The organism is Chitinophaga sp. GbtcB8 (genome assembly GCF_019091455.1).
Lineage (GTDB): Bacteria > Bacteroidota > Bacteroidia > Chitinophagales > Chitinophagaceae > Chitinophaga.
This window is the reverse complement of sequence record NZ_JAGXJN010000028.1, coordinates 24,850-42,367: the sequence shown is the minus strand read 5'-3', so window position 1 is coordinate 42,367 and position 17,518 is coordinate 24,850. Positions and strand designations below refer to the sequence as shown.

The 17,518-nt window shown below is 47.5% G+C and carries 13 protein-coding genes; 7 read left to right on the top strand and 6 right to left on the bottom strand.

The features are described 5' to 3' along the window. Nucleotides 1-141 precede the first annotated feature (141 nt). The 5 genes from KVT36_RS21925 to KVT36_RS21905 all read left to right on the top strand — a co-directional run bounded on the left by KVT36_RS21925 (nt 142) and on the right by KVT36_RS21905 (nt 4,200). Nucleotides 142-1,539 carry a family 43 glycosylhydrolase gene (locus tag KVT36_RS21925; RefSeq protein ID WP_217605584.1) on the top strand — a complete coding sequence of 466 codons (1,398 nt, stop codon included), beginning with the start codon at nt 142-144 and terminating at the stop codon, nt 1,537-1,539. A gap of 186 nt (nt 1,540-1,725) precedes the next feature. Continuing rightward, nucleotides 1,726-1,932, top strand: a complete 207-nt coding sequence (locus KVT36_RS21920) for a hypothetical protein (protein ID WP_217605583.1) — start codon at nt 1,726-1,728, stop codon at nt 1,930-1,932. A gap of 1 nt (nt 1,933) precedes the next feature. After that, the gene (locus KVT36_RS21915) at nt 1,934-2,650 is read left to right on the top strand and encodes a hypothetical protein (protein WP_217605582.1); all 717 of its coding nucleotides are present in this window, start codon (nt 1,934-1,936) and stop codon (nt 2,648-2,650) included. A gap of 10 nt (nt 2,651-2,660) precedes the next feature. After that, nucleotides 2,661-3,221 (top strand): DUF6620 family protein, encoded by a 561-nt coding sequence (locus KVT36_RS21910; protein ID WP_217605581.1) that lies wholly within the window; start codon nt 2,661-2,663, stop codon nt 3,219-3,221. A 1-nt stretch (nt 3,222) separates the two neighbouring features. Continuing rightward, nucleotides 3,223-4,200, top strand: coding sequence for an SPFH domain-containing protein (locus KVT36_RS21905; protein WP_217605580.1), 978 nt, complete (start codon nt 3,223-3,225; stop codon nt 4,198-4,200). Nucleotides 4,201-4,328: 128 nt separating this feature from the next. Here KVT36_RS21905 and KVT36_RS21900 read toward each other — a convergent pair whose 3' ends face one another. The 5 genes from KVT36_RS21900 to KVT36_RS21880 all read right to left on the bottom strand — a co-directional run bounded on the left by KVT36_RS21900 (nt 4,329) and on the right by KVT36_RS21880 (nt 12,235). After that, a complete protein-coding gene (locus KVT36_RS21900; RefSeq protein ID WP_217605579.1) occupies nt 4,329-5,366 on the bottom strand; it encodes an aldo/keto reductase in 1,038 nt (345 codons plus the stop codon). A gap of 87 nt (nt 5,367-5,453) precedes the next feature. Further along, on the bottom strand, nt 5,454-6,323 hold the full coding sequence (locus KVT36_RS21895; protein ID WP_217605578.1) for an AraC family transcriptional regulator: 870 nt from the start codon (nt 6,321-6,323) through the stop codon (nt 5,454-5,456). An 85-nt stretch (nt 6,324-6,408) separates the two neighbouring features. Next, on the bottom strand, nt 6,409-7,470 hold the full coding sequence (locus KVT36_RS21890; protein WP_254640137.1) for a family 43 glycosylhydrolase: 1,062 nt from the start codon (nt 7,468-7,470) through the stop codon (nt 6,409-6,411). A 15-nt stretch (nt 7,471-7,485) separates the two neighbouring features. After that, nucleotides 7,486-9,045, bottom strand: a complete 1,560-nt coding sequence (locus KVT36_RS21885) for a RagB/SusD family nutrient uptake outer membrane protein (RefSeq protein ID WP_217605577.1) — start codon at nt 9,043-9,045, stop codon at nt 7,486-7,488. Nucleotides 9,046-9,064: 19 nt separating this feature from the next. Continuing rightward, entirely contained in the window at nt 9,065-12,235 is a 3,171-nt protein-coding gene (locus KVT36_RS21880; protein ID WP_217605576.1) for a TonB-dependent receptor, read from the bottom strand. Nucleotides 12,236-12,370: 135 nt separating this feature from the next. Between KVT36_RS21880 and KVT36_RS21875 the strand changes: the two genes are divergently transcribed. Continuing rightward, entirely contained in the window at nt 12,371-15,541 is a 3,171-nt protein-coding gene (locus KVT36_RS21875; RefSeq protein WP_217605575.1) for a two-component regulator propeller domain-containing protein, read from the top strand. Continuing rightward, nucleotides 15,513-16,271: a response regulator gene (locus KVT36_RS21870; protein WP_217605574.1), complete on the top strand. Its 759-nt coding sequence runs from the start codon at nt 15,513-15,515 to the stop codon at nt 16,269-16,271. The genes KVT36_RS21875 and KVT36_RS21870 overlap by 29 nt, the downstream gene beginning before the upstream one ends. Here KVT36_RS21870 and KVT36_RS21865 read toward each other — a convergent pair. Beyond that, complete coding sequence (locus KVT36_RS21865) at nt 16,268-17,497, bottom strand: MFS transporter (protein ID WP_217605573.1); 1,230 nt, start codon at nt 17,495-17,497, stop codon at nt 16,268-16,270. The two genes, KVT36_RS21870 and KVT36_RS21865, sit on opposite strands and share 4 nt — an antisense overlap. Nucleotides 17,498-17,518: the final 21 nt, after the last annotated feature.

Genomic DNA, 17,518 nt, shown 5'->3' with positions numbered 1-17,518 from the left:
CTGTAAAAGTGGGTTATAACCGTATATTAATAGGAGTAACCTGCATTGACTATTAATCAATTGTAATGCACTCCGTTTTTTGGTGAGCGCAATACTGCAAAATCATTAACTTGGTTATATTAATTAACCCAATAGAACCGTATGAAAAACCTATGTAACCACGTCATCGCAGCGCTGTTAATTTTATGCTGCAGCTGTACCAAACAATTTACCAACAATGACAACAAGGCCGTTTCCGGCGAATTAAAAACTTCAGCCAAAGCCGCTATAGCGGATATGGCGGAAAACCCTTTTGTAAGGTCCATTTACACGGCTGATCCATCGGCACACGTGTGGGCCGATGGACGTTTGTATGTATATCCGTCCCACGACATTGACCCGCCCCGCGGCTGCGACCTGATGGACCAGTACCATGTATTTTCAACGGACGATATGATCCACTGGACAGACCATGGAGAAATACTGCGCGCCAGCCAGGTACCCTGGGGCCGGCCGGAAGGCGGTTTTATGTGGGCGCCTGACTGCGCTTACAAGAATGGCACCTATTATTTTTATTTCCCGCACCCCAGCGCAACGGATTGGGGCAGCAGCTGGAAAATAGGCGTGGCCACCAGCACCAGCCCTGCCCGCAACTTTGTGGTACAGGGTTACATCCAGGGGCTGGAACCGCTTATTGATCCCTGCGTGTTTGTGGATGATGACGGGCAGGCCTATTTTTATTATGGCGGCGGTAATGTTTGCAAAGGCGGCAAGCTGAAAGCTAACATGATGGAGATTGATGGCGCCATGCAAACCATGCAGGGCCTTACAGATTTTCATGAAGCTACGTGGGTGCATAAACGAAACGGCGTTTATTATTTATCGTATGCAGATAACCATGACGTGAACGGGCAGCATAACCGTATGCAGTATGCCACCAGCACCAGCCCTCTGGGGCCCTGGACCTCCAAAGGCGTGTACATTGACCCTACAGATAGTTATACCGATCATGGTTCTATTGTAGAATACAAAGGTCAGTGGTATGCATTTTATCATAACAGCTCCATTTCCCACAACGACTGGACAAGGTCTATTTGTGTAGATAAGCTTTTCTATAATGCTGATGGCACTATCCAGAAAGTGATCCAGACGCCGGGTAACAATAACAATCCTAATCCTGTACCCATTGGCGAAACCATTACGCTGAAAGGTTCCAATAACAATTATGTAAGCAGCGAGAACGGGCAGCAGCCTATGAACTGCAACCGTGCTACTGCGCAGGGCTGGGAACAATTCACCATCATGGATGCCGGTGATGGAAAAGTAGCGTTGTTCACACAGGGCAAATATGTTTCTTCAGAGAACGGCCAGCAGCCGATAAACTGTAACCGTGCGGCCATTGGCCCCTGGGAGCAGTTTGAATGGATCAATAATACAGATGGCACCATTTCCCTGAAAGGTAATAACGGCCTGTATATTTCCAGTGAGAACGGCACACAGGCCATGACCTGTAACCACAGCACGGCCGGTGCTTCAGAAAGATTCAATGTAAATCAATAACGGCGAACGATGATTATGAAACAGGCGGCTGCCCAATGGGCGGCCGTTTTGTTTTCCGGTGGTATAATATTTTTTTGTTAATATTCCGTGTATTGTTAGTGATCCTGATCATGGTTCGCATTTTTAGCACAACTTTTGTAACTTGAACCTGTTTTTTAACCACCCCCTAATAAAAGCAGAGGGCTTATGAGTAATCCATTTAAGAAGATCTCAGACATATCAAAGGAAACCGCCAAAAAATGGGATAATACAAAAGAGGAGGCTGCGTTACAAACCGTTACCTGCCCGCAATGTGCCGCCCCCAGACCGGTTAACACCAATATAGGCACCTGCGCTTACTGCGGGTTCAAATTCATGAATATAGAACTGATCATTAAACCAGGCAAACCCTGATATGAAAGAACAGCTGATCGCACGATGGGATACCTTTCTCCGGAATATAGATAAACGCTTTGAAGAATCGCTGGCACATGGTGAACAGGCCGTGCTGGAAAGCCTGGAAGAAAATTATGACTATTATACCTCTTTCCGTACGCTCATGGCTATACGAATGCAGATAGATGAGTCGGTGATCCGGAAAATTGATACCACCTGGCAGCAGCAGGTATTGCCCCTGATGCAGGCAGATGGCGGCCATTATTGGGCGGATGAATCGCATAAAGGATACCACGCTTCCGACGCCATGCACGAACGCATGCAGCTCTGGTTATATATTACGGAAGGCAAGCTTTCACAGAAGTATTATGATCACGCCATTGAGCTCATCAACCGCGATTTCTTCTGCACCCAGTGTAATGCGCCCCTGCAGGTAAAGAAAGATCTTTTCAGGGCGCATTATATTACCTGTAATTATTGCAGCGCGGTAAACACTTTTGAGCCGGAAACAAAGTATGCCACCATTGGCTGGAACGTAGTAGATAACCTGGCCGCTTTATACGCCCTGCAGGAATATAAAGCTATGCTGCAGGCAAGGAAGAATGGGGGGGATGTTTATCCAAAAGCCGTGCGCGCTTATTGTGAAAAATATTTTGATGAACGCATTAAGCTCATGCCCCACACTGCTGACACCCGTGAGCAGGATATTGAAAAAAAGGTAAACCTCACACTTTAAAATAAGAACAATGGAAACAATCAACGGAGTATCATTTGAAGAGTATGCAGCCGCCTGCGGCAACCTGGCACAAGGCATGCCGGAAGCAACCCTGTTACAGATCCTGCAGCTTGAAAAACCCGTTTGGGACGAAACAGTAGATCAATGGAACATACGCCTGGGTGAGCTGATGACGGAAGACATGAACTACGCCACCAAATATGGTGAGCTGTTTGCCAACCCCAAAGCAGGCCGCTTTGCCGGGGAAACCACCGCTTCCAATGCCGGTGACCTGCTGCACCTGGCACCGGATTATGATGCTTATCAGAAAATATTCTGGCACCAGTCCGTGGCAGCCAGCCATGGCGTAGATCCCGTAACCGTGCTGGAAAGCTACGGCATTGACCTGGGTAAATGGGGTGCGTTGAATATGCACTACATGAATTACCAGAACAACCTGCTGGATCATACACAGCCGGATTATGCAGAAAAATTCCAGTACTTTCAGCAGATACAGGACAAATGGAGCAATCATTTTGAAGCATATTACCAGGATCACAAAACCGATCTCGCAGGAGATATAAATTTCTGATATGGGCTTATTAGATGCTACTAAGAACCAGTTCCGCTCCGTTATAACCTGGGATGACCCGCAGGAATGGGAGATCTTCAGGAAATTCACGGGCCGGAATGATGAGATCAAGAATGCCTCTACGCTGGTTATACAACCCGGGCAGGGCTGCATTTTCACATACGAAGGTAAAATAGAAGGCACCTTCTCTGAACCAGGTATGTATAACCTGGAAACAGATAACAAACCTTTTATTACCACGCTTAAAAAGTTCCTGAACTTTTTTGAGAGTGAGCATAAAACCGGTCTTTGGTTTTACCGGACCGCGGAAATCGTGAACATCCGCTGGGGCACGCGCATTCCCATTACGTATAATGATCCTGTATATAGTTTCCCGGTGAACCTGCGCGCTTACGGAAACTTTTCTATTAAGATCGTTCAGGCAGCGGAATTCTTTACGCGCATTGTAGCGGCTAAGTCCGTGTATTATGCATACGACCTGCAGGAGCTGCTGCTTTCCAGGATCTCGCAACCCATTGGCCAATACCTGGCCAATGCAAAATTCTCCTACGCAGAAGTTGACAGCAATCTTGAAAAAATAGCAGCTGATGCGGCGGAGAAAACGGTTAAGGAGTTTGAGGAATTTGGCTTTATCCTGCTGGATTTTCGCATAGAAGGCGCTGCCTTTGATGAAGAAACCAATAAAAGGATTGGCGGCATTTCCGATGTGCAGGCCGATGTAAAGGCGGCACAACTGGCAGGCGTACCTTTTGAAACCCTGCAGAAAATGATGGCTATGCGCGAAGCTGCTAAGAATGAAGGCGGACAGGCAGCGCACGTGATCACCGCATTGAACCTGAACCAGCCGGCGCCCCAACCTGCTGCCAGCACGCCCTCTGTTAAAGACCGGCTTAAAGCGCTGAAGGAATTGTTTGATGAAGGGCTGCTGGATGAAGAAGAGTACAAGCTTAAAAAGCAGGAGCTGATGAAAGAGTTATAAAGAATGTAAAATGTAAAATTTTAAATCATAAATGTAAAAGTGAAATGCTGCGATACCGGGTACAGGCTCATGTTCGCGGCATTTCACTTTTACATTTGAAATTTTACATTCAAGATTTTACATTCTTGTTATCCTCCTTGCGCCCACCCCTGCCGCACACGATCAGCCGCTACATTTTCCAGCACCCAGGCCGGATATTCTTTAGTAAGCTGGCTTACCTTATCCAATTGCTGCAGCTCTTCCGGCGTAAACTGTACATTCACCGCTGCCAGGTTATCTGTTAGCTGCACAGGTTTATTAGCGCCAATAATCACACTCGTAACTGCGCGCTGGTGCAGCAGCCAGGCCAGTGAAAGCTGGGCCACGGTAGCGCCTTTTGCTTCCGCCATTGTGTGTAGCACATCCAGGATATCAAATGCCCTTTCCTTATTCACCTGTATAATATCAAAGCCCGCCAAACGGCCTTCCTCCGGCGCCTGCCCGCGCTTATATTTGCCGCTTAGTAAACCGCCGGCCAAAGGGCTCCATACCATCAGGCCCACCTGCTGATCATTTAACAGGGGTATCAGCTCCCGCTCCATTTCACGGCTGGCAATGGTATAGTATGCCTGCAGGCTTACAAATTTAGCCAGGTGATTGTGCGCTGAATAGCTTAATGATTTCATCAGCTGCCAGGCAAACAGGTTACTGGCGCCTATATACCGCACCTTGCCGCTGCGCACCAGGTCATTCAGTACATCCAGTGTTTCTTCCAGCGGTGTAAGCGGGTCAAAAGCATGCACCTGGTAAAGATCAATATAATCTGTTTGCAGTCTTTTAAGGCTGGCATCTGCCTGCTGCATAATGTGTTTGCGGCTTAGTCCCTGGTTATTGGGACCAGGCGTCATAGGACGGAATACCTTGGTAGCAATCACCAGCTCATCCCGGTTAATACCTAAATTACGTATAGCCTGCCCCGTAAGCTCTTCCGATTGCCCGAATGAATATACATTGGCAGTGTCTATAAAATTCACGCCTGCATCAATGGCTGTTTTCATCAATCCATCCACACTCTCCTGCCCTAAGCTGCCAATGGCAGCGAAACGGCCACTGCCGCCAAAGGTCATGGTTCCCAGGCAAAGCTCAGAAACTTTCATACCGGTATTACCTAACAAATTGTATCGCATGTTTGTAAGATTTTATACTACAAAATTAGCGGTACCTGCCAGGCCGGCATAATGCCTTTCAAAGTAAAAAGTATAAAAATCAAAGTATTACCTGCGGAGCGATAAAGGAGTAACGCCCGTGTTCTTCTTGAAAAAGTTGTTGAAATAGGTAGGGTATTCAAAGCCCAGGCTTAATGCAATATCTGATACGCTCCAGTCCGTATGTTTTAATAAGGCCTGGGCTTCATGGGTAATCCGTTCGGAGATCAGGATGCTGGTAGATTTGCCGGTTACCTCCTTTACTGCATGGTTCAAATGGTTTACATGTACGGAAAGGCTTTTTGCAAAATCATTGGCCTTTTTCAGCTTCAGCTCCCGGTCCGGTGAGCTGATGGGGAACTGTCTTTCCAGCAGCTCCATGAACAGGGCAGCAATACGGGTAGCTGCATTTGCATGTGGTGCGGAACTAAGCGCCGGCCGCATTTTCAGGGATATATGGATCAGCAGGTTCACATAATTACGGATCACATCATACTTATAAACATAGTCTGTTGCCAGCTCCGTCATCATATCTTCATAGATCCTGTTTACAGCAGCCAGCTGTGTTTTGTCCAGGAAAAACACCTTATCGCTACCGGTCTTAAAAAGTGTGGACTGCTGCAGGTGCTCTATACGCCCGCCTGCTTTCAGAAAAGCTTCCGTAAAAATGCAGGAGTATCCTTTACGCGCTGCCACCTTGCTTTCCAGGGAATAAGGCACCAATGGATTGGTGAAGATCAATGCCGGCTGGTTGATCTCAATACTACGGTCTGCATAATGCAGGATGCTTTTCCCGATCAGCACCCAGATCTTATAAAAATCCCTCCGGTTGTAAGGCGTGGCTTCCAGGGAGCCGGAAGAGGCATATTGCTGCACATTGAACTGGTTCTGCGCCTGCAGGTCAAAGAATTTTTTATCCGGGAGGGGATGTTTTTTCATATTATAAAAGTAAGAAAATCAAAGGCATAAAAAAGCGGCTACTCATTTGCGCAGCCGCTTTATGTCCCTTGTGCTTTGCTTATTATTATTCCCCGGAGGGTACTTTAATAGCCATACCTATATTAACCGGTGTTTTAAAATCCGGCGTGCCATCTGCCTTCCAGGTAAACGGCTGCATACGCGGACTTCTTTTACCACCACAACCCTGCCCTGGCAGCGGGTTAGCATGGTAAATGATCCAGTCTTCCTTTTGATCAATGGATTTAAAGAACCCGTTGTGCCCCGGTCCAAAAGCGCCGGCGCTCTCGCTCTTTGTAAAAACAGGTGTAGCGCTCTTTTGCCAGTCTGCCGCATTCAGCGGGTTACCGCCCTCCTTTAAGGTCAGCATTCCCAGCGCATAATCATCGGTCCAGCACCCGCTGGCAGAGTAAGTAAGGAATACGCGTCCTGCTGCATTCTTCAATATTTCCGGTCCCTCATTCACCTGCGGCAGCCCACCGCTGGCACCTTTTTTCTCCCAGTCATAAGTGGGCGCGGAGATCATGACCCGTGCACCGCTAATAGTCCAGGGATTGCTCATAGCGGCAATATAGATCAGCTGCTGGGTATTCACATCGCCTTCCCAGCCGGACCAGATCATGTACAGCTGGTTGTTGTATTCAAATACAGAGCCATCAATGGCCCATTTATCGGTAGCATCTGCTACCTTTCCCTTAAAGGTCCAGCTGCCCTGTGTAGGATCTGCGCTGGCATTTTCAATTACGTACATACGATGGTTGTCGTTATTACCATCATCGGCCGCAAAATAAACATACCATTTACCCTGCACGTAATGCAGCTCCGGCGCCCAGATCTCGCGGGAATACGGGCCGCTGGCAGGCGCCGTCCATACGGTGTTCATAGACTGCTTGCCCAGCTCCGACATTTTGGTAGTAGCGATCAACCCGATGCGGTTGCCCAGCGTATTGGTATAATAATATTTACCATCCTTAAATATTACCCAGGGATCAGGCCCGCTGTTTAATAAGGGATTGGTAAAAGTAGCGCCGGAAGTATCCGGCTTATTGGTATTGCCATCTGTTCCGTTGCTTCTTGAACAGGAGCTGGCAAACATCAATAACACTAAACATAAAAGACGGTTGATCATAATTCAATTTTTATTTTATTTCCAGCCGGGGTTTTGTTCAAGGTTTGGATTTACATCTAAATCCTGCTGCGGTATGGGCAGCAGCTCATGTTTGCCAACCTGGAAGTTGGCAAAGCCTGCATCGCGCTGTGCCAGCTGCGGGCCCAGATCGCCCCAGCGGGCAAGGTCTTCCCAGCGGTGGCCTTCACCGGATAGTTCCGTAACACGCTCATGTTTTAACTGTGCTAAAAAGGTAGCGCCGCTTAAACCGGGTTTTACTATAGAAAGTTTTTGCAGGCCGGCCCTTTCCCTTACCATATCCACATATTTATAGGCTTCAGCAGAACGGCTTAGCGCATTCAATGCTTCGGCATATAACAGCAGCACATCTGCAAAACGAATGTAACGGTAATTATTACCGGAGTGAAATGATTCTACATCGTCGGTAAAATCATTCAGCAGTTTCCGGAAATATACGTCATGTGTGTTGGGTACTGCAGCGGGGTCGCTGGAATAACCCAGGGAAGAAAATGTTTTACCATATACCAGGGTATAATCCGGTCCTCTTTCATCGGTAGAATCATAAATGAAAGATGCGGCCAGCCGGGGATCACGCTGATTGGTTGTTGTACGCTCCGTTAAAAACTCATGCACTACCCACCTGCGGGCCTGCCCGTCTGTAAAGCCTATGGGGCGTGGCGCAAAGAACGGAGGTATGGAAGAGCCGTAGTTCAGCCTGTCCTGGTTATTAGGGTCCGTATCATCATCATGATTATCTGTTGGGTTCACGGCAAACTGGTATTCAAAAACAGATTCTGTATTATTCTCCGTTGTAATTACAAAGTTGTCCCTGTAATTGGCCATCAGTGAATACACGCCATTACCTTCTCCTGTAAAGAACCACTGGAAAGCATTGGCAGCATCCTGGTACTTACGTTCCTGCATAAACGCTTTTCCCAGCAGCGCATAAGCTGCGCCACGGGTGGCCCTTCCCTTATTATTGTCATTATAGGCAATGGGCAGCGCCGGAGCCGCTTCTGTCAGGTCTTTTTCTATCTGCGCCCATACCTGCGCCTGGGTTGAGGTGGCAGGATGATCGTCCGGCAAAGAGGTTTTCAGCTGCAGGGGTACATTGCCCCACCATTGTGCAAGGTTATAGTAGAACAACGCGCGCATAAATTTGGCTTCGCCCAGTAATTGCTGTTTGGTGGGCTCATCCATTTCTATGGAGGGCACATTATCCAGTATCTGGTTGGCGCGGTTAATGCCTATATAACAATCCTGCCAAACGGTGCGTGTTTCCCACAGGTTGTAATCTGTAATGATGAATCTGTCGAAGTTGTTCACCAGCGTGGGATTGGGGCTTGTGCTATAACCTTCGTCCGTGCGTACCATGCTGATGAAGAACTGGTTCCGGCACAGCCCTACCCGGTGGTAAGTGCTGTACAGGGTATTCACACCATCCTGTGCATCCTTTGCTGTTTTCCAATAGTTGTCTATAGTAGGTGCATTGGGATTGGCTATATCAAGTTTACTTTTGCAACCGGCTGCTAATAACATAGTAGCTATAGCGGAAGCCAGGAATATATTTTTCATAACTTTCGTTTGCTGATGATTAAAATTCACACTGTACACCGAATGAGATAATGCGGCTGGCCGGCCAGTTGCCATTGTCGAAACCGCGGAGCTGTACACCGGAACCTGTTACGTCCGGATCCAGCCCTTTATAACCGGTAATGGTCAGCAGGTTTTGTCCGCTCACATATACTCTTGCATTAGCTATGTTGGCTTTTTTAAGCAGGCTTTCCGGCAGGGAATAACCCAGCTCTAAATTGCGGATCCTTGCATAGGAGCCGTTTTCCAGCCAACGGGAGCTGTTCGCATAATTGTTGGAGCTAATGCCGGCATCTCCAACCTCTACACCTAGCCTGGGATCACTGGTATTGGTGTTGGTAGGTGTCCAGGGATTTATATCTGTGCGGAAGTTAGTGGTCTGGTAACCATCCAGCACACGGCGGATATCGTTATATACTTTATAACCAAACACACCTACTACCTGCAGGTTCAGTGAGAATTGTTTGTAGCTGGCATTGAACTGTGCGCCACCCTGGAACTTAGGCCAGGGAGAGCCTATCAGCACACGGTCATCATTATTGATCTGCCCGTCGCCGTTATTATCCAGGTATTTTACATCACCCGGTTTTGCCTGGGGCTGTATTACTGTGCCGTTCTTGTTCTTGTAGTTATTGATCTCTTCCTGGCTCTGGAAAAGGCCTTCCGACTTTAACATATACCAGGAGCTCATGGGGTTTCCGATCTTTGATCTTACAAAAGTAATATCAGGCACATCTACATAATCAACACCGGCGCCCTGGTTACCCACTGCTATAACCCTGTTTTGAATAGTGGTACCATTAACACCTATGTCCCATTTGAAGGGGCCTTCATTATGCCGGTATGTTACGCTGAATTCTATGCCACGGTTACGGATAGAGGCGGCGTTGGATATGATCTTTGAATCGGCAGTGCCCAGGTAATAACCCAAAGGCACATTCACCAGCACGTCTTTTGACAGGTTGTTGTATGCTTCCAGTGTTACCGCGATCCTATCGTTGAATAAAGATGCATCTACACCTATATTTGTTTCTTTACGTTTTTCCCAGCGCAGGTCCGGGTTATTGATAGTGGCCTGGTAACCACCGGCAACAGGAGTTTGACCTACTCCGTACACCGCTCTGGGGCTTCTGTTAAGAAAACCCAGTGTAGGCCAGGAACCGCCCAGGTCCTGCAATACGTTACTAATACCCAGCTCTCCGTAAGAAGCGCGCAGCTTCAGATCAGATACCCAGTTCACATTAAAGAACGGTTCTTTGCTGATACGCCAGGATGCGGCGGCAGCATAAAAATTACCGGTTCTGTAATCCGGACCGAACCTGGAATCCTGGTCTATTCTGCCGGATAAGGTCACCAGGTATTTGTCACTATACGAATAATTTAACCGGCCTAAAAAACCCTGGATGCGGTAAAATGCTGAAGCACCGCTGCCGGAAGAGGCTATCCCCAAACCGGATGTAATAGTGGAAAGCGTTTGTCCGCCAATATGCTGTAAACCTGTACGGCTGCCATTGGTATACTCCCGCTTTACCTGCTGATAGGAATAACCCACCACGCCGTTTATATTATGTGCGCTAAAAGTTTTGTTGAAGTTCAGCGTATGCTCCAGCAGCATATTCGTGAACTGCGATCTTTCTTCTGTTACAAAAGTAGCTGCCGGCTGGTTGGCGTAACGCCAGATGCCCGTATCCCGCACCTCTTTTGCAAAATCAAAGCTGGCTTCCAAACCGCCGTTAAGGCGATAGCTTAACCAGTCAGCGATCTTAAAATCAACATATGCATTACCAACTATTTTAGAGTAGTTGAAATTACCTTTATCCAATGCTGCTACTGCCAGGTAGTTGTTAGCATAGGTAGGTATTTCAGTAGTGCCTATGCCCCAGCCGCCGGGGTTATTGGGAATGGATTTATAAACATCGCTTTGTACATTAATAATAGGCAGCATTTGCGGGGCTTCATAAAAAGCATTGATGCCGCCCATGGGATTCCTGCCGCTGGTATAGCTAAGCACCATATTCTCTCCTACGGTCAGTCTGCCCTTTTTGGCTTCTGTATTGATCCGTAAGCTGGTCCTGTCAAAATCATTGGCCTGTAATACGCCTTTGTTCTTAAAATAGCTGCCGGAAATCAAATAGCTTCCACTGGGGCCGCCACCGGATACGCCTATATTATAATCCTGCGTATTGCCGGTACGGTAAATAGCATCCTGCCAGTCTGTATTAATAGTATTATTCGCCAGCTGCGCGGCAACGCCGGGAGGCAGTGTTTGGCCGGAATTGGCGTACTGCGTTTGCGCCGTTTTCAGATACTGGCCTGCATCCATTACATCCCAGCGTTTGGGTATTTCCTGCACACCATATTTAGCGGAGAAGCTCACCTTTGCCGGCCCGGAACGGCCTTTGCGGGTGGTGATGATAATTACGCCATTCGCTGCCCGTGAGCCATAAATAGCAGCTGCAGAGGCATCTTTCAGCACCTGCATAGATTCAATGTCGTTAGTATTGATGGTGGAGTTTGCGTCTGCAATCATCCCATCAATAACATACAGGGGCGTACTGTTGGTGAAGCTGGCCACACCCCTTATTTCTACCACTGAATTTTGCCCCGGGGCGCCGCCATTACGCACCGTTACACCAGGCACAAGCCCCTGCAGGGATTCAACCGCCGAATTAGCGGTAACGGCAGATGAGTTCTTAATGTTCACCGGGGCAATGGCGCCGGTAAGATCTTTTTTGCGTACGGTCTGGTAACCGATCACCACTACTTCATTCATACCTATGTTGGTACTTTCCAACGTAATGGCATAATTGGCAGCGCCGGTTACAGGCGTTTCCTTACTTGCATACCCGATGTAGGATACTACCAGCACATCGCCTGCAGCTGCCTGGATCGTGAACTTACCCTCGTTGTTGGTGCTTGCCGATACCTGTTTGCCTTTCACTACCACCGTAGCACCGGGCAGCATTTCCCCTTCGGAAGACTTTACAGTCCCGCTTACAGGTGATTGCGCAAACACCGCCGCCTGTATGCACAACAGGCTTATCATTAATAGGAACAAAGGCCGCAGCCTGGTATTAAAAAAGATGACGTGAAACAACAAAAAAGATAAAGGATAACGTGGGCCGCCCTTATGTGATGGCAGCTGATCCCCCCCCGAGTAGAAGAATTTCATAACGTTCGTTTAAAAGTAAAATAACAGTAATTGAATGAGAAGGACTGTTCACCACGTCTCAAAAAGTGTTCAATTTTTCTCACTTATGCTCTTTAAAGCTTTTGTATCTTTAATTCAGGGTACAAACAATTCCAGATGCGCTTTTGGGGCCACGTCATGTTGTTATTAATTATTGCCGCTGTTGCCGGTCATCGTGCAAAGGGGCAATCATACTATTTCAAAACATACCAGGTTGAAAATGGCTTATCCAATAATGCAGTGCTAAGCAGCTTGCTGGATACAAAAGGTTTTTTATGGTTAGGCACCCGGGATGGCCTTAACCGTTTTGATGGTTATTCCTTTAAAGTATTTCTGCCGGATGCTGCTGTGCCTAAGACCTTAGGCAACAACTATATTCATACCTTGTATGAATACGGAGGTATGATATGGGCCGGCACAGAAAAAGGATTGTTCCGCATGAACCCTGCCACCGAACAGTTCAGCCATTTTGAAGCCAGTGGCCAGGCAGCAGTACGTGATATTAAAGCAGACGGTAAAGGTAATATCTGGTTCATAGCAGATTTTACACTGGTGAAGTATAATACTGCAACAGGCAAAGTGGAAAGATATGATCCGCAAAAATATTTTGACGCCAGCGCAGTATGTATAGCTGTTGACGGTACCGTATGGGTGCCCACCCGCAACAGCAAAATTGAAAAATACAATGCAACTGATAACAGCTTTACAGCTTATGATGTTTTTAATAAATCGCCGCAGCCCATTTCCAGGATCATTAATAAGATCTATGATACCGGCCAGGGTTTTCTGCTGATTGGCACTGCCAAGCAGGGTTTCAAAAAGTTTGATCCGCTTACCGGCAACTATACAGACCTGGTACGTGCTAACCCGGATGGTACCCCCCTGTTTGTAAGGGATATCATCGGCAAGGATAAAAATCACTACTGGATCGCTACTGAATCAGGCATCTATGTATATGATGCGCTGACAAATGAAAGCCATCACCTGCAAAAACAATACAACAATCCCTGGTCTTTATCAGATAATGCAGTGTATACCTTATGCCGGGATAAAGAAGGCGGCATGTGGGCAGGTACTTATTTCGGAGGACTGAACTATTGCCCCGAGCCTTATACCTACTTTGAAAAATTCTTTCCCATCACTAACGAGAACTCACTAACGGGCAATGCTGTACGGGAAATTCATCCTGACCAATACGGTAACCTGTGGATAGGCACAGAAGACCGGGGCCTGAATAAGCTGGATGTAAAAAATAACCGGTTCAGCTGCTTTGAGCCTTCCGGTATACCAACTGCCATTTCCAACACCAACCTGCATGGGCTGCTGCTAACAGGCGATACCTTATGGATAGGAACTTTTGAAAGCGGGCTGGATCTGTTCAACATCCGCAGCAACAAAGTGATCAGGCACTATATGGATGATGGCACACCCCATTCCTTCAATAGTAATTTTATCTATAGTATTTACCGCACGCCCGGTGGCGATGTTTTGCTAACTACCGCAGCAGGCATCTACAAAGCGCTGCCTGACAGAAGCGGCTTTGAGCCTTTTAATGGATTACCGCAGAACTTCTTTTATACTACTGTATTACAGGATAGCAAGGGGCTTATCTGGGCAGGCACCTCCCGCGATGGCCTGTATTGCCTGGATCCGCAAACAGGCCAGAACCAGCTCTTTTTAAAGAATAACCGTATTAATCAGGTGATGGAAGACAGCCATGGGGATCTGTGGATCACTACGGAAGAAGGTTTGTATCAATACAAACATAATGGCGCACAATGGAAATGTTATACCATGCAGCAGGGTTTTCCCAGTAACCTCATGTACTGTGTGCTGGAAGATGAGAAAAAGCAGGAGCTGTGGATCAGCACCTCTAAAGGGCTGGCGCGTTTTAACCCGCACTCTGGTAACCTAAAGGTATATACGAAAGCCAATGGTTTACTGAGTGATCAGTTTAATTACAGCTCAGCCTACAAGGACAGCAGCGGCAATATGTACTTTGGCTGTGTAAAGGGTATGATCCGTTTTAATCCCGCCTTCTTTGAGGAAAACCATCATGAGCCGCCGGTATATTTCACAGGGTTCCAGGTATCCAACCGGGAGCTGGAAATTGGCGGTAAAGATGGTATCCTGAAACAGTCTATTATTTTTACAGATACCATCCGCCTGCCTTACAATAAGTCGTCATTCAGCATCAACTTTGCTGCGCTAAGCTTTACAGCGCCTGAAATGACCCAGTACGCCTACAAAATGGAAGGGCTTCGGGAAGCCTGGACCTACAGCGCTAACCGCACCGTGTATTTTACAGAGCTGCTGCCCGGTAAATATACCTTTCGCTTAAAAGCAGCCAATAACAGCGGGCAGTGGAATGGTAAAGAAACGCTGCTTTTTATAGAAGTGCTGCCACCCTTCTGGGCCAGCCCGCTTGCTTTTGCCTTGTATGTGGTATTGATAATAGTGATCGTATGGCTGCTGGTACGCAACTATCACCGGCGCAACAAGGAAAAAACACGCCGCCGTATGGAGCTGCTGGAATATGAAAAAGAGAAAGAGATCTATCGCTCCAAGATCGAATTTTTTACCAATGTAGCGCATGAGATCCGCAACCCGCTCACGCTTATTAAAGGGCCATTGGAAAAAGCATTGAAAAAGGCGGCCGCCTTACCGGATATGCTCAAATACCTGAAAACAATGGAGCGCAATACCAACCGGCTGGTGGAATTAAGCCAGCAGCTGCTGGACTTCCGGCAAACAGAAAAAGAAGGTTACCGCTTAAATTTTGTACGCACCGATGTATCAGCGCTTACAAAGGAAATATTTGAAACCTTTATTCCCATAGCAGAAGAAAAACATTTCAGCTATGTGCTTCAGCTGCCGGATAAACCATTGTTTGCCTACCTGGATGTGGAAGCGTTCCGCAAAATAGCCGGCAACCTGGTGGATAATGCGTTAAAATACGGCGAAGCACAGGTAAGCATACACTTAACCATGGAAGCGCCGGAAAACAACTGGTTCCTGCTGATCATAGAAAATGATGGCCCGCTGGTGCCTGAAAGCTGGAAAGAAAAGATCTTTGAACCTTTTGTAAGATTAAAAAGCTCTTCCGGCAAACCGGGCAGCGGCATAGGGCTGGCCCTGGCAAGATCATTGGCCAGCCTGCATCACGGCACCCTGCTGCCTGAGCTAACGGAAAAGAATAAATTTGTGCTGCGGTTACCCGTGCACCAGGATGTTGAATTTGAATTTAAAAAGGTACGTTATGCACCCAACGCTGCTGCTGGTAGATGACAATGAAGAAATACTGGTTTTCCTGAAAGATGACCTGGAGGAACATTACGCCATTTTTACCGCCGGCAGCGGTATAGAGGCATTGGAAGTACTGAACACGGAAGTGATACAGCTGGTAGTATCTGATGTAATGATGCCGGACATGGATGGCTTTGAGCTCTGCAGCCATATTAAGAACAATGTGGAGTACTGCCATATACCCGTGATATTGCTTACCGCCAAAAACACGTTACAAGCTAAGATTGAAGGGCTGGAAATAGGTGCAGATGCTTATGTAGAAAAACCTTTCTCCCCTGAATTTTTGCAGGCGCAGATAGCCAGCCTGCTCAGCAACCGCAATAAGGTAAAAGCCCATTTTGCAAGCTCACCGCTGGCGCATATAAAAAGCATGGCCTATAATAAGGCCGATGAACAGTTCCTGGGAAATTTGCAGCAGATCATTGGCAAACACCTGGATGATAAAATGCTGGATGTGGAATTCCTGGCAAAACAGATGAATATGAGCCGCCCTACTTTATACCGGAAGATCAGCGTACTGTCTGATATGAGCCCTTATGAGCTCATCAGTCTTACCCGTTTAAAAAAAGCGGCAGAGCTGCTGCTCACCGGCAACTATAAGGTAAATGAAGTAGCGGACATGCTGGGATTCAGCTCCCTGGCTAATTTCGGAAGAAGCTTCAGTAAACAGTTTGGCCTGTCGCCGGTGGAGTATATGAAACGGAACAGCTAATCAGCAGCGTCTTTAACCTTAGGCCGCAGGAACATCAACAGCATCCCAACAGCTGCCAGGATCACTACAGACATTAAAGCAAAATCCCGCCCCAGGTGGCCTGCATCGGTTGACTTACCCAGGAAGTTGGTAATAAATGCACCGGAAAATACACCGCCCATATTCATAAGTCCATAAGCCGTAGCCCTGTGCCGGGGCGCAACAAACTGGCACAGGATGGGCATATTATTGCCGTCAAACATGCCAAAGCCAATACCAAAACAAAAGGCAGATGCTACAAGAAAGAAAGTAGAATGCCCCACACCCAGCAGGAACAGCGCCGGTATGGTTAACCCCAGGCCAATGGCGCTGGTATAAACACGGCCTTTCACATTCCACTGCACCCAGCGGTCAGATAATAAACCACCTGCAATTACACCTATGAAGGAAGATGCTGCTATGGTAATAGTGGCTACCGGGCCCGCCTGGCTCATTGGCACATGCAGGCTGTTGGAAAAAAGTGTAGGCAGCCAGTTCTTGATAGCCCAGCCAGGTATGCTGGGAATGGAAAAATACAACAGGATGATCCAGAACGGTAACAGGGTTAATAAGCCTTTCAGTCCATGGAAAAAATGAGGCTGCTCTTCATCCGTAAGCGGGCCTGTTGCTGCAGATACACGTTTTTCTCTCAGGAAAAAGATCAGTACTACGGCATATACAACACCAATAAGTCCAAAGCTGTGAAAAGTAGTTTGCCAGGAGTAGGCAGCTGCAATGGTAGCGCCAAAACCACCCAGGGCCTGCCCCATATACAGCCCGGTCATATGTATGCCTACTGCCAGCGAGCGGGTGGAAGAGCTGTGGTAATCCGCTATCAGGGATAATGCTGCAGGAATGTACAATGCCTCGCTGATACCCATCACAGCCCTTAACCAGTAAAGCTGGTTAAAACCGGTAGCGTAACTCATCAACAGGGTAACGCCGGACCATACGAACAGACTGCCAATGATCAGCCACTTGCGGCTAACCTTATCTGCAATAATGCCGGACACCGGCGACATTAACCCATAGATCCAAAGAAAAACCGCCATTAAACGGCCAAAGTTAGTGGCGCTTTCCAGCTCCCGGATGTCCAGCTGAATGGAAGGCCTCATGGTTGAAAGCATTTGCCTGTCCAGGTAATTCAGCAAGGCTACAAACCAAAGCAGGGCTACCACTACCCATGGATAATATCGTGCTTGTTTCATCTTTTCCCTGTTGCTTTAAAT